The 12,390-nt window shown below is 64.1% G+C and carries 8 protein-coding genes, 1 tRNA gene and 3 rRNA genes; 9 read left to right on the top strand and 3 right to left on the bottom strand.

Features of this window, described 5'->3' with window-relative positions:
- The first annotated feature begins 7 nt into the window (after positions 1 to 7).
- Complete coding sequence (gene dapB / locus OG393_RS07385; RefSeq protein ID WP_327373828.1) at positions 8 to 760, top strand: 4-hydroxy-tetrahydrodipicolinate reductase; 753 nt, start codon at positions 8 to 10, stop codon at positions 758 to 760.
- 5 nt (positions 761 to 765) lie between these two features.
- Positions 766 to 1,239 (top strand): hypothetical protein, encoded by a 474-nt coding sequence (locus tag OG393_RS07380; protein WP_327373827.1) that lies wholly within the window; start codon positions 766 to 768, stop codon positions 1,237 to 1,239.
- 103 nt (positions 1,240 to 1,342) lie between these two features.
- On the opposite strand, the gene OG393_RS07375 is transcribed toward OG393_RS07380, so the two are convergent.
- Together OG393_RS07375 and OG393_RS07370 are read right to left on the bottom strand one after the other, a co-directional pair.
- A complete protein-coding gene (locus OG393_RS07375; RefSeq protein ID WP_327373826.1) occupies positions 1,343 to 1,897 on the bottom strand; it encodes a hypothetical protein in 555 nt (184 codons plus the stop codon).
- Positions 1,898 to 1,991: 94 nt separating this feature from the next.
- Positions 1,992 to 2,258 (bottom strand): hypothetical protein, encoded by a 267-nt coding sequence (locus OG393_RS07370; protein ID WP_327373825.1) that lies wholly within the window; start codon positions 2,256 to 2,258, stop codon positions 1,992 to 1,994.
- Between the two features lie 190 nt (positions 2,259 to 2,448).
- On the opposite strand from OG393_RS07370, the gene thyX reads away from it, so the two are divergent.
- The 3 genes from thyX to OG393_RS07355 all read left to right on the top strand — a co-directional run bounded on the left by thyX (position 2,449) and on the right by OG393_RS07355 (position 6,094).
- Positions 2,449 to 3,189 carry an FAD-dependent thymidylate synthase gene (gene thyX / locus OG393_RS07365; RefSeq protein ID WP_327373824.1) on the top strand — a complete coding sequence of 247 codons (741 nt, stop codon included), beginning with the start codon at positions 2,449 to 2,451 and terminating at the stop codon, positions 3,187 to 3,189.
- A gap of 178 nt (positions 3,190 to 3,367) precedes the next feature.
- Positions 3,368 to 4,267 (top strand): 4-hydroxy-tetrahydrodipicolinate synthase, encoded by a 900-nt coding sequence (gene dapA / locus OG393_RS07360; RefSeq protein WP_327373823.1) that lies wholly within the window; start codon positions 3,368 to 3,370, stop codon positions 4,265 to 4,267.
- A gap of 141 nt (positions 4,268 to 4,408) precedes the next feature.
- Positions 4,409 to 6,094, top strand: coding sequence for a ribonuclease J (locus OG393_RS07355; RefSeq protein WP_327373822.1), 1,686 nt, complete (start codon positions 4,409 to 4,411; stop codon positions 6,092 to 6,094).
- A gap of 105 nt (positions 6,095 to 6,199) precedes the next feature.
- Here the strand turns inward: OG393_RS07355 and OG393_RS07350 are convergent, their stop codons facing one another.
- Positions 6,200 to 6,490, bottom strand: coding sequence for a hypothetical protein (locus OG393_RS07350; protein ID WP_327373821.1), 291 nt, complete (start codon positions 6,488 to 6,490; stop codon positions 6,200 to 6,202).
- A gap of 164 nt (positions 6,491 to 6,654) precedes the next feature.
- On the opposite strand from OG393_RS07350, the gene OG393_RS07345 reads away from it, so the two are divergent.
- From OG393_RS07345 to OG393_RS07330, 4 genes are all read left to right on the top strand, one after another.
- Positions 6,655 to 8,180, top strand: a 16S ribosomal RNA gene (locus OG393_RS07345).
- A gap of 311 nt (positions 8,181 to 8,491) precedes the next feature.
- Positions 8,492 to 11,613, top strand: a 23S ribosomal RNA gene (locus tag OG393_RS07340).
- A gap of 80 nt (positions 11,614 to 11,693) precedes the next feature.
- Positions 11,694 to 11,810: ribosomal RNA gene (gene rrf, locus OG393_RS07335) — 5S ribosomal RNA — on the top strand.
- The 16S, 23S and 5S rRNA genes sit together here with 1 tRNA gene alongside, the layout of an rRNA operon.
- Positions 11,811 to 12,293: 483 nt before the next feature.
- Positions 12,294 to 12,366: transfer RNA gene (locus tag OG393_RS07330), tRNA-Thr, on the top strand.
- Positions 12,367 to 12,390: the final 24 nt, after the last annotated feature.

The following is a 12,390-nucleotide window of genomic DNA, read 5'->3' as shown; positions in this document are numbered from 1 at the left end:
CAGACCAATGAGCAAGCTGCGCGTCGCGGTCCTCGGGGCCCAGGGCCGTATCGGATCCGAGGCGGTACGGGCCGTCGAAGCCGCCGGGGACATGGAACTCGTCGCGGCCCTCGGCCGCGGGGACAAGCTGGAGACGCTCGTCGGGGCGGGTGCCCAGGTCGCCGTCGAGCTGACCACGCCCGCCTCGGTGATGGGCAACCTCGACTTCTGCGTACGCCACGGCATCCACGCGGTCGTCGGCACCACCGGCTGGACCGAGGACCGCCTCGCGCAGCTGCGCTCCTGGCTCGAGGGCTCGCCGCGGACCGGTGTCCTGATCGCCCCGAACTTCTCCCTCGGTGCGGTCCTGACCATGAGGTTCGCCCAGCTCGCGGCCCCGTACTTCGAGTCGGCCGAGGTCGTCGAACTGCACCACCCGAACAAGGTGGACGCCCCCAGCGGGACGGCCACCCGCACCGCTCAGCTGATCGCCGCCGCGCGGGCCGAGGCCGGTCTCGGCGAGCAGCCCGACGCGACCAGGACCGCCCTGGAGGGCGCGCGCGGCGCGAACGTGGACGGTGTGCACGTGCACGCCGTGCGGCTCCGGGGCCTGCTGGCCCACCAGGAGGTGCTGCTCGGCGGCGAGGGCGAGACCCTGACCTTCCGCCACGACTCGCTGCACCACTCCAGCTTCATGCCGGGCATCCTGCTGGGTGCCCGACGTGTCGTCGACGCCCCCGGCCTCACGTTCGGCCTGGAGCACTTCCTGGACCTGGGCTGACGGCCGTGGGCGGAAAGATCACGTACTTCTTCCTCGCCACCGTGCTGGTGCTCGTGTTCGGTGTGGTGGCGATGGAGGGGGTCCTGCTCCTGCTCACCGGCGAACCGGCGGCCATGGGCATGGGAGCCATAGCGTTCCTGCTGCCCTGCGTCGGCGGCTGGTTCCTCTGGCAGAACACCCGCTTCGCCCGCCGGGCCCAGCGGCTGGCCCGGCAGCTGGAGGCCGAGGGCGGCCTGCCCGTGGACGAGCTGCGACGCTCGCCCGGCGGGCGGATCGACCGGGACTCGGCCGACGAGGTCTTCGCGAGACGGCGTGCCGAGACCGAGGACACCCCTGACGACTGGCGCTGCTGGTTCCGCCTCGCGGTCGCCTACCACGACGCCCGCGACACCCCGCGGGCCCGCAAGGCCATGCAGCGGGCGATCACCCTCCACCAGGTCCACGAGGACGGTGCGGTGGCCGGGGCGGCCGGGGCCTGAGCCCCGTCCCCCGCACCCCCGGAGGGCGTACGGCGACGGCCGCGGCGGGCGGGGCTACGCCCGCCGGGCGCGGTGGCTCCCGCCGCGATTCCCGTCCGGCGGGTCAGCGGGTCGCGGGGGTGCCGTACTCGGCGCTCCACGCCTCCACGGTGTCGGCCGCGCGGTCGAAAGCCTCGGTACGGGAGAGGAAGTCGGCGTTGTGGTCGGTGAGCAGTGCGATCTGCTCACCACCGCGCCGCTCCAGCAGCAGGGCCTGGCCCTGCACCGTGCGGGGGAGGCCCAGCCAGCGCACCGGCTGCTGCGCCGTGCGTACGGCCGTCGCGTGCGGCCAGCCGACCGTGGTGGTGGTGAGGAACCCGACGCGCCGCACACCGTGGCGGCTCACCCAGGTGCCCACCCGCAGGGCCCGCAGCGCGGCGGCGATGATCAGGGCGGCCAGCCCGAAGGTGACGAACGCGCCGGACACCGCGCCGGCCGCGGCGATGACGACCGCGGCGAGCAGCACGAACGACGCGAGCAGCAGCGAGAGCGCCGCCGCGCCGACCCGCCAGGGGCCCGGCCGGTAGGGGCGGCGCCACTGGTCGTGGTCGTCGAAGGGCAGCGCTACATCGTCGGTCGCGTCGAAGGCGCGGTCTGCCGTCAGGAAGGGCAGGGGCACGACTGTTCCTCACTCACAAGCACGCTCGAAGGGGCTGTGCCCGGTGAGGCTACCCAGGTGGTCTCGACCGGGCCACCCCAGGGTGGCCTACGGATCAACGGCCGTCGGACGCCTCGGACTGCTGCCGATGGCCCTCCGCCGCACCCGACTGCAGCGCCGGTACACCGAAGAGCAACGACCCGACGAGTCCGGCCACGACCGTCAGCCCGACCAGCGTACGGCCCACGAGCTCGGTGACGGCAAGGCGCTCCCTGGGCGGTGGAGTGACGTTACTGCGGAAGCGGTCGGCCTCGGCGACGAAGGCGAACGGGACGGACTCCCGCGTGGGAGTGCCGCCCAGCGGAGGCTGGGGGTGGGACATCGTGATCGCTCCTGTATCCGGTCCGTGGTGCGGCTGGTGTCACAGGGAGAGACGCGAGAAGCCGACGTTCGGTGCCCGTTTTCCCGAAATCATCCCAAGAGGGCGTCTCGGCCGGGTGTGACCGGTGCCGTGTCGGCGGGTCCCCGTAAAGTGGGCGCCGCCCGAGCGAGACCACTGGAAGGACCTGTCGGTGACCGACACCCCCGCCGAAGACCTCAAGCCCACGTTCCGCAGTGACGTCACCGTCGAGCTGGTGAAGCACAGCGCCGCGGACTCCGACGTGCTGTGGGCGGCCCGCGTCTCCACGGCGGGCGAGCAGTCTCTCGACGAGCTCCAGAAGGACCCCGAGCGCTCCCGGGGGCTCATCAACTACCTGATGCGGGACCGGCACGGCAGCCCCTTCGAGCACAACTCGATGACCTTCTTCATCAGCGCCCCGATCTTCGTGTTCCGCGAGTTCATGCGCCACCGCGTCGGCTGGTCGTACAACGAGGAGTCCGGTCGCTACAGGGAGCTTGAGCCGGTCTTCTACGTACCGGACGCCTCCCGGAAGCTGGTCCAGGAGGGCCGGCCGGGCAAGTACGTCTTCGTCGAGGGCACCGAGGCTCAGCAGGAGCTGGTCGGCCGCACGATGGAGGATTCCTACGTCCGGGCGTACGAGGCGTACCAGGAGATGCTCGCCGCCGGCGTGGCGCGCGAGGTGGCCCGCGCGGTCCTTCCCGTCGGTCTCTTCTCCTCGATGTACGCCACCTGCAACGCCCGCTCGTTGATGCACTTCCTCGGCCTGCGTACCCAGCACGAGCTGGCCAGGGTGCCGTCCTTCCCGCAGCGGGAGATCGAGATGGTCGGCGAGAAGATGGAACAGCACTGGGCCGGGCTGATGCCGCTGACCTACGACGCCTTCAACAAGAACGGCCGCGTGGCCCCATAAGGCACATACATACGACACCTCCGGCGAAGTGTCCGTATTGCGACGTTTCACGAAGTTCATCTAGGCTGATCAAACGGACCCGGCACTGCTTGAACCCCCGAGCAGGCAGTGCCGGGTTCCTCTTCTCATGTCCCCCCGAGGGGACACCGGGCGCTGAGCAGCGAGTAGCGTGTTACCCATGGCTCCGATCTCCACTCCGCAGACCCCCTTCGGGCGGGTCCTCACCGCCATGGTCACGCCCTTCACGGCGGACGGCGCTCTCGACCTCGACGGCGCCCAGCGGCTGGCCGCTCACCTGGTGGACGCAGGCAACGACGGCCTCGTCGTCAACGGCACCACCGGTGAGTCCCCGACCACCAGTGACGCGGAGAAATCTGAGCTGGTACGCGCGGTACTGGAGGCGGTCGGAGACCGTGCCCACGTGGTCGCCGGCGTCGGCACCAACGACACCCGTCACTCCATCGAGCTCGCCCGCACCGCCGAGCGTGACGGCGCCCACGGCCTGCTCGCGGTCACGCCGTACTACAACAAGCCCCCTCAGGAGGGCCTGTACCGGCACTTCTCGGCCATCGCCGACGCCACCGGTCTACCGGTGATGCTGTACGACATTCCCGGCCGCAGCGGTGTCCCGATCGACACCGGGACGATCGTCCGTCTGGCCGAGCACCCCCGGATCGTCGCGAACAAGGACGCCAAGGGAGACCTCGGCCGCGCCAGCTGGGCCATCGCCCGGTCCGGCCTGGCCTGGTACTCCGGCGACGACATGCTCAACCTGCCGCTGCTCTCCGTGGGCGCCTGCGGCTTCGTCTCCGTTGTCGGCCATGTCGTCAGCCCCGAGCTGCGCGCCCTGCTCGACGCCCATCTCAACGGCGACGTGCACAAGGCCACGGAGATCCACCAGAAGCTGCTGCCGGTCTTCACCGGTATGTTCCGCACCCAGGGCGTCATCACGACCAAGGCCGCCCTCGCCCTCCAGGGACTCCCGGCCGGCCCGCTGCGGCTGCCGCTCGTGGAGCTTTCCCCCGAGGAAACCGCCCAGCTCAAGCTCGATCTCGCCGCCGGCGGGGTAGAGCTCTGACAACAGACTTCACAAGTACATAAACGATCTGCGGACGTCCCCACGTCCGACGAGATCGACCGACAGACAACAGCAAGTGCACGAATGTCATGCGCGCCACGTGCCGAAGCGGTACGTGGCGCGTGTGGTGAGGAGAGTCTTTTGAGTCATCCGCATCCTGAACTCGGCGCCCCGCCGAAGCTCCCCAAGGGCGGCCTGCGGGTCACCCCGCTGGGCGGGCTCGGTGAGATCGGCCGCAACATGACGGTCTTCGAGTACGAGGGCCGCCTGCTCATCGTCGACTGCGGCGTCCTCTTCCCCGAGGAGGAGCAGCCGGGTATCGACCTGATCCTGCCCGACTTCACCACCATCAGGGACCGCCTCGACGAGGTCGAGGGCATCGTGCTCACGCACGGGCACGAGGACCACATCGGCGCCGTCCCCTACCTGCTCCGGCTGAAGCCGGACATCCCGTTGATCGGCTCCAAGCTGACCCTCGCCCTGATCGAGGCGAAGCTCCAGGAGCACCGCATCCGCCCGTACACCCTCGAGGTGTCCGAGGGGCACCGCGAGCGGCTCGGGCCCTTCGACTGCGAGTTCATCGCGGTCAACCACTCCATCCCCGACGCGCTGGCCGTGGCCATCCGTACGCCGGCGGGCATGGCGGTCCACACGGGCGACTTCAAGATGGACCAGCTCCCGATGGACGGTCGGCTCACCGACCTCCACGCGTTCGCGCGGCTCAGCGAGGAGGGCATCGACCTTCTGCTGAGCGACTCGACGAACGCCGAGGTCCCTGGGTTCGTCCCACCGGAGAAGGACATCTCCAACGTCCTGCGGAACGTCTTCGCGAACGCCCAGAAGCGCATCATCGTGGCGAGCTTCGCCAGCCATGTGCACCGCATCCAGCAGATCCTGGACGCCGCCCACGAGTACGGACGCCGGGTGGCCTTCGTCGGCCGCTCGATGGTCCGCAACATGGGTATCGCCCGGGACCTGGGCTACCTGCGGGTCCCGGCGGGTCTCGTCGTCGACGTCAAGACGCTCGACGACCTGCCGGACGACGAGGTCGTGCTCGTCTGCACGGGATCCCAGGGCGAGCCGATGGCCGCGCTGTCCCGGATGGCCAACCGCGACCACCAGATCCGGATCGTGCAGGGTGACACCGTCATCCTGGCGTCCTCGCTGATCCCGGGCAACGAGAACGCGGTCTACCGCGTCATCAACGGCCTGACCCGATGGGGCGCGAACGTCATCCACAAGGGCAACGCCAAGGTCCACGTCTCGGGCCACGCCTCGGCCGGCGAGCTGCTGTACTTCTACAACATCTGCAAGCCGAAGAACCTGATGCCGGTCCACGGCGAATGGCGCCACCTGCGCGCCAACGCCGAGCTGGGCGCGATGACGGGTGTCCCGAAGGACCACATCGTCATCGCCGAGGACGGCGTGGTCGTCGACCTGGTCGACGGCAAGGCCCGGATCGTCGGCAAGGTCCAGGCCGGCTACGTGTACGTCGACGGGCTCTCCGTCGGCGACGTCACGGAGGTCCACCTCAAGGACCGCCGCATCCTGGGCGACGAGGGCATCATCTCGGCCTTCGTGGTGATCGACTCCTCGTCCGGCAAGATCGTGGGCGGTCCCCACATCCACGCCAGGGGCTCCGGCATCGAGGACTCGGCGTTCGACGCCGTGGTCCCCAAGGTCGAGCAGGCCCTGAACAAGTCTGCCCAGGACGGTGTGGTCGAGCCGCACCAGCTCCAGCAGCTGATCCGCCGCGTCATCGGCAAGTGGGTCTCGGACACGTACCGTCGGCGTCCGATGATCCTTCCGGTGGTCGTCGAGGTCTGATCCTCCGACGTCCCCAGGGACCCGGACCCGGAGCGGAGCCCCCGATTTGCATCGGGGTGCTCCGCTCCAGTACGTTGACGGCTCCGCCTGAACGAGAGCTCGGCACTACTGTGTGCCGGAACGGCTCGTCGGGAAAGACGGGGAATTCGACTCGGAAACTTCTGATAAAGTCGGATCCGCCGGAAAGGAAAGCGCGAGAGCGAATTCCCGGAAGGCAACCCGCTCCAGCGGGTGGCAGAAACGAGGAATCGGGTCTGCTAAGCTGGAAACACGAAAGACCGAAGGGAAAATGCCCGGAGGAAAGCCCGAGAGGGTGAGTACGAAGGAAGCGTCCGTTCCTTGAGAACTCAACAGCGTGCCAAAAATCAACGCCAGATTAGTTGATACCCCGTCCATCTTCGGATGGTCGTGGTTCCTTTGAAAGTCCTGTCGGCCCTTGTGGTGGGCAGGCGACATACACAGCGAGGACGCTGTGAACGACCGGTCCTATTCCGACTGGTCGTTCCGCTCTCGTGATGTGTGCACCCGCGGCCCTTCATCGGGCATTGGTCGGGTAAACATTCACGGAGAGTTTGATCCTGGCTCAGGACGAACGCTGGCGGCGTGCTTAACACATGCAAGTCGAACGATGAAGCCCTTCGGGGTGGATTAGTGGCGAACGGGTGAGTAACACGTGGGCAATCTGCCCTTCACTCTGGGACAAGCCCTGGAAACGGGGTCTAATACCGGATAATACCGGCTTCCGCATGGGGGTTGGTTGAAAGCTCCGGCGGTGAAGGATGAGCCCGCGGCCTATCAGCTTGTTGGTGGGGTAATGGCCTACCAAGGCGACGACGGGTAGCCGGCCTGAGAGGGCGACCGGCCACACTGGGACTGAGACACGGCCCAGACTCCTACGGGAGGCAGCAGTGGGGAATATTGCACAATGGGCGAAAGCCTGATGCAGCGACGCCGCGTGAGGGATGACGGCCTTCGGGTTGTAAACCTCTTTCAGCAGGGAAGAAGCGAAAGTGACGGTACCTGCAGAAGAAGCGCCGGCTAACTACGTGCCAGCAGCCGCGGTAATACGTAGGGCGCAAGCGTTGTCCGGAATTATTGGGCGTAAAGAGCTCGTAGGCGGCTTGTCACGTCGGGTGTGAAAGCCCGGGGCTTAACCCCGGGTCTGCATTCGATACGGGCAGGCTAGAGTGTGGTAGGGGAGATCGGAATTCCTGGTGTAGCGGTGAAATGCGCAGATATCAGGAGGAACACCGGTGGCGAAGGCGGATCTCTGGGCCATTACTGACGCTGAGGAGCGAAAGCGTGGGGAGCGAACAGGATTAGATACCCTGGTAGTCCACGCCGTAAACGTTGGGAACTAGGTGTTGGCGACATTCCACGTCGTCGGTGCCGCAGCTAACGCATTAAGTTCCCCGCCTGGGGAGTACGGCCGCAAGGCTAAAACTCAAAGGAATTGACGGGGGCCCGCACAAGCAGCGGAGCATGTGGCTTAATTCGACGCAACGCGAAGAACCTTACCAAGGCTTGACATATACCGGAAAGCATTAGAGATAGTGCCCCCCTTGTGGTCGGTATACAGGTGGTGCATGGCTGTCGTCAGCTCGTGTCGTGAGATGTTGGGTTAAGTCCCGCAACGAGCGCAACCCTTGTCCTGTGTTGCCAGCATGCCCTTCGGGGTGATGGGGACTCACAGGAGACCGCCGGGGTCAACTCGGAGGAAGGTGGGGACGACGTCAAGTCATCATGCCCCTTATGTCTTGGGCTGCACACGTGCTACAATGGCCGGTACAAAGAGCTGCGATGCCGTGAGGCGGAGCGAATCTCAAAAAGCCGGTCTCAGTTCGGATTGGGGTCTGCAACTCGACCCCATGAAGTCGGAGTTGCTAGTAATCGCAGATCAGCATTGCTGCGGTGAATACGTTCCCGGGCCTTGTACACACCGCCCGTCACGTCACGAAAGTCGGTAACACCCGAAGCCGGTGGCCCAACCCCTTGTGGGAGGGAGCTGTCGAAGGTGGGACTGGCGATTGGGACGAAGTCGTAACAAGGTAGCCGTACCGGAAGGTGCGGCTGGATCACCTCCTTTCTAAGGAGCACTTCTTACCAGGCTTGCCTGGTCAAGGGGCCAGTACACCGGCGAGTGTCCGGTGCTGGTTGCTCAAGGGTGGAACGTTGATTAGTTGGCGTGAGAGTCCTGTGGGACCACTAGTACTGCTTCGGCGTGGAACGTGGATCTTGTTCGGGAGGCTCGCGCTTGGCACGTTGTTGGGTGTCTGAGGGTGCGGCCGTGAGGTCGTTGCCTTCGTGATGCCGGCCCCAGTGAACCTGTTGCTTGTCGACGGGGTGATGGGTGGCTGGTCGTTGCTTGAGAACTACACAGTGGACGCGAGCATCTGTGGCCAAGTTTTTAAGGGCGCACGGTGGATGCCTTGGTACCAGGAACCGATGAAGGACGTGGGAGGCCACGATAGTCCCCGGGGAGCCGTCAACCAGGCTTTGATCCGGGGGTTTCCGAATGGGGAAACCCGGCAGTCGTCATGGGCTGTCACCCATGCCTGAACACATAGGGCATGTGGAGGGAACGAGGGGAAGTGAAACATCTCAGTACCCTCAGGAAGAGAAAACAACCGTGATTCCGGGAGTAGTGGCGAGCGAAACCGGATGAGGCCAAACCGTATGCGTGTGATACCCGGCAGGGGTTGCGCATGCGGGGTTGTGGGATCTCTCTTTCACAGTCTGCCGGCTGTGAGGCGAGTCAGAAACCGTTGATGTAGGCGAAGGACATGCGAAAGGTCCGGCGTAGAGGGTAAGACCCCCGTAGCTGAAACATTGACGGCTCGTTTGAGAGACACCCAAGTAGCACGGGGCCCGAGAAATCCCGTGTGAATCTGGCGGGACCACCCGCTAAGCCTAAATATTCCCTGGTGACCGATAGCGGATAGTACCGTGAGGGAATGGTGAAAAGTACCGCGGGAGCGGAGTGAAATAGTACCTGAAACCGTGTGCCTACAAGCCGTGGGAGCGTCGCATGCAAGCTTGCTTGTATGTCGTGACTGCGTGCCTTTTGAAGAATGAGCCTGCGAGTTTGCGGTGTGTTGCGAGGTTAACCCGTGTGGGGAAGCCGTAGCGAAAGCGAGTCCGAATAGGGCGTTTGAGTAGCACGCTCAAGACCCGAAGCGGAGTGATCTAGCCATGGGCAGGTTGAAGCGGAGGTAAGACTTCGTGGAGGACCGAACCCACCAGGGTTGAAAACCTGGGGGATGACCTGTGGTTAGGGGTGAAAGGCCAATCAAACTCCGTGATAGCTGGTTCTCCCCGAAATGCATTTAGGTGCAGCGTCGTGTGTTTCTTGCCGGAGGTAGAGCACTGGATAGGCGATGGGCCCTACCGGGTTACTGACCTTAGCCAAACTCCGAATGCCGGTAAGTGAGAGCGCGGCAGTGAGACTGTGGGGGATAAGCTCCATGGTCGAGAGGGAAACAGCCCAGAGCATCGACTAAGGCCCCTAAGCGTACGCTAAGTGGGAAAGGATGTGGAGTCGCAGAGACAACCAGGAGGTTGGCTTAGAAGCAGCCACCCTTGAAAGAGTGCGTAATAGCTCACTGGTCAAGTGATTCCGCGCCGACAATGTAGCGGGGCTCAAGCGTACCGCCGAAGTCGTGTCATTGCAGTATGTACCCCCAACGGGGACTGTGATGGGTAGGGGAGCGTCGTGTGCCGGGTGAAGCAGCCGCGGAAGCGAGTTGTGGACGGTTCACGAGTGAGAATGCAGGCATGAGTAGCGATACACACGTGAGAAACGTGTGCGCCGATTGACTAAGGGTTCCTGGGTCAAGCTGATCTGCCCAGGGTAAGTCGGGACCTAAGGCGAGGCCGACAGGCGTAGTCGATGGACAACCGGTTGATATTCCGGTACCCGCTTTGAAACGCCCAGTATCGAGCCCATTGATGCTAAGGCCGTGAAGCCGTCCTGGATCCTTCGGGTGAAGGGAAGTGGTGGAGCCGCTGATCCAAGGTGGTAGTAGGTAAGCGATGGGGTGACGCAGGAAGGTAGTCCAGCCCGGGCGGTGGTTGTCCCGGGGTAAGGGTGTAGGCCGTGTGATAGGTAAATCCGTCGCACGTTAAGGCTGAGACCTGATGCCGAGCCGATTGTGGTGAAGTGGATGATCCTATGCTGTCGAGAAAAGCCTCTAGCGAGTTTCATGGCGGCCCGTACCCTAAACCGACTCAGGTGGTCAGGTAGAGAATACCGAGGCGTTCGGGTGAACTATGGTTAAGGAACTCGGCAAAATGCCCCCGTAACTTCGGGAGAAGGGGGGCCATGTCTGGTGATGAGTCTTGCACTCTGAGCTGGGTGTGGCCGCAGAGACCAGCGAGAAGCGACTGTTTACTAAAAACACAGGTCCGTGCGAAGCCGTAAGGCGATGTATACGGACTGACGCCTGCCCGGTGCTGGAACGTTAAGGGGACCGGTTAGTGATCTTTCGGGGTTGCGAAGCTGAGAACTTAAGCGCCAGTAAACGGCGGTGGTAACTATAACCATCCTAAGGTAGCGAAATTCCTTGTCGGGTAAGTTCCGACCTGCACGAATGGCGTAACGACTTCTCGACTGTCTCAACCATAGGCCCGGTGAAATTGCACTACGAGTAAAGATGCTCGTTTCGCGCAGCAGGACGGAAAGACCCCGGGACCTTTACTACAGTTTGATATTGGTGTTCGGTTCGGCTTGTGTAGGATAGGTGGGAGACTTTGAAGCTGTGACGCCAGTCATGGTGGAGTCGCCGTTGAAATACCACTCTGGTCGTGCTGGATGTCTAACCTCGGTCCGTGATCCGGATCAGGGACAGTGTCTGATGGGTAGTTTAACTGGGGCGGTTGCCTCCCAAAGAGTAACGGAGGCGCCCAAAGGTTCCCTCAGCCTGGTTGGCAATCAGGTGTTGAGTGTAAGTGCACAAGGGAGCTTGACTGTGAGACCGACGGGTCGAGCAGGGACGAAAGTCGGGACTAGTGATCCGGCGGTGGCTTGTGGAAGCGCCGTCGCTCAACGGATAAAAGGTACCCCGGGGATAACAGGCTGATCTTCCCCAAGAGTCCATATCGACGGGATGGTTTGGCACCTCGATGTCGGCTCGTCGCATCCTGGGGCTGGAGTCGGTCCCAAGGGTTGGGCTGTTCGCCCATTAAAGCGGTACGCGAGCTGGGTTTAGAACGTCGTGAGACAGTTCGGTCCCTATCCGCTGTGCGCGTAGGAATATTGAGAAGGGCTGTCCCTAGTACGAGAGGACCGGGACGGACGAACCTCTGGTGTGCCAGTTGTCCTGCCAAGGGCATGGCTGGTTGGCTACGTTCGGGAGGGATAACCGCTGAAAGCATCTAAGCGGGAAGCCTGCTTCGAGATGAGTATTCCCGCCTCCTTGAGAGGGTAAGGCTCCCAGTAGACGACTGGGTTGATAGGCCGGATGTGGAAGCCCAGTAATGGGTGGAGCTGACCGGTACTAATAGGCCGAGGGCTTGTCCTCAGTTGCTCGCGTCCACTGTGTTAGTTCTGAAGTAACGAACTCGCCTTTTTGCTGGCTGGAGTTTGTTTTCTTCATAGTGTTTCGGTGGTCATAGCGTTAGGGAAACGCCCGGTTACATTCCGAACCCGGAAGCTAAGCCTTTCAGCGCCGATGGTACTGCAGGGGGGACCCTGTGGGAGAGTAGGACGCCGCCGAACAATTTTTAGCCTCAGTCCCCGGACCTCGTGTCCCGGGGACTGAGGCATTTTCGCGTTCAGGAGGCAGTGGGAGACCGACGCTCCCGTGGCTCGTGCCCCAATCGGCTTGCCGCACCGGAAGCTGACGCCCCGTCGATGACACTCTCGCCGGACGCCTCGCCGTACGCTCCGTCACTCCGCCCTCCCGTTAACCTCGTTCCCCCGGCTCGGACGAGTGAAGCGGCTCCACCGCCCGCCCCGCCGGAGCGACGGAGCAGCGGACGCCCGCCGTTCCCGTCACGCGCGACGCGTGCTCCTCGGTGGCCAACACCGCACCCCACGAGGGGCATCGACCCTCCCGGAGGGCCGGCCGACCGGCCCGTGAGCACGGCTGGACCCTTGCGGGAAAGCAGCCCCGAGGGGGCACCGAAGCGGATTCGGAGATCCGCTCGGTTCGGGGTATGATTCTTTTCGTCGCCGCAGGGGAAACCCCGCGAACGACAGGCCCCTATAGCTCAGTCGGTAGAGCGTCTCCATGGTAAGGAGAAGGTCTGCGGTTCGATTCCGCATGGGGGCTCGGACAAAGAAGGCCCCCCGCCCA

The sequence above is a fragment of the Streptomyces sp. NBC_01216 genome, assembly GCF_035994945.1.
In the GTDB taxonomy this organism is placed as follows: domain Bacteria; phylum Actinomycetota; class Actinomycetes; order Streptomycetales; family Streptomycetaceae; genus Streptomyces.
Note: the sequence above shows the minus strand (reverse complement) of the source record. Positions and strands in the feature narration are given on the sequence as shown.

Excerpts from the sequence above, each read along its gene's own strand:
- dapB (WP_327373828.1), top strand. The coding sequence starts at position 8 with ATGAGCAAGCTGCGCGTCGCGGTCCTCGGGGCCCAGGGCCGTATCGGA.
- dapA (WP_327373823.1), top strand. The coding sequence starts at position 3,368 with ATGGCTCCGATCTCCACTCCGCAGACCCCCTTCGGGCGGGTCCTCACC.
- OG393_RS07370 (WP_327373825.1), bottom strand. The coding sequence starts at position 2,258 with ATGTCCCACCCCCAGCCTCCGCTGGGCGGCACTCCCACGCGGGAGTCC.
- OG393_RS07350 (WP_327373821.1), bottom strand. The coding sequence starts at position 6,490 with ATGGACGGGGTATCAACTAATCTGGCGTTGATTTTTGGCACGCTGTTG.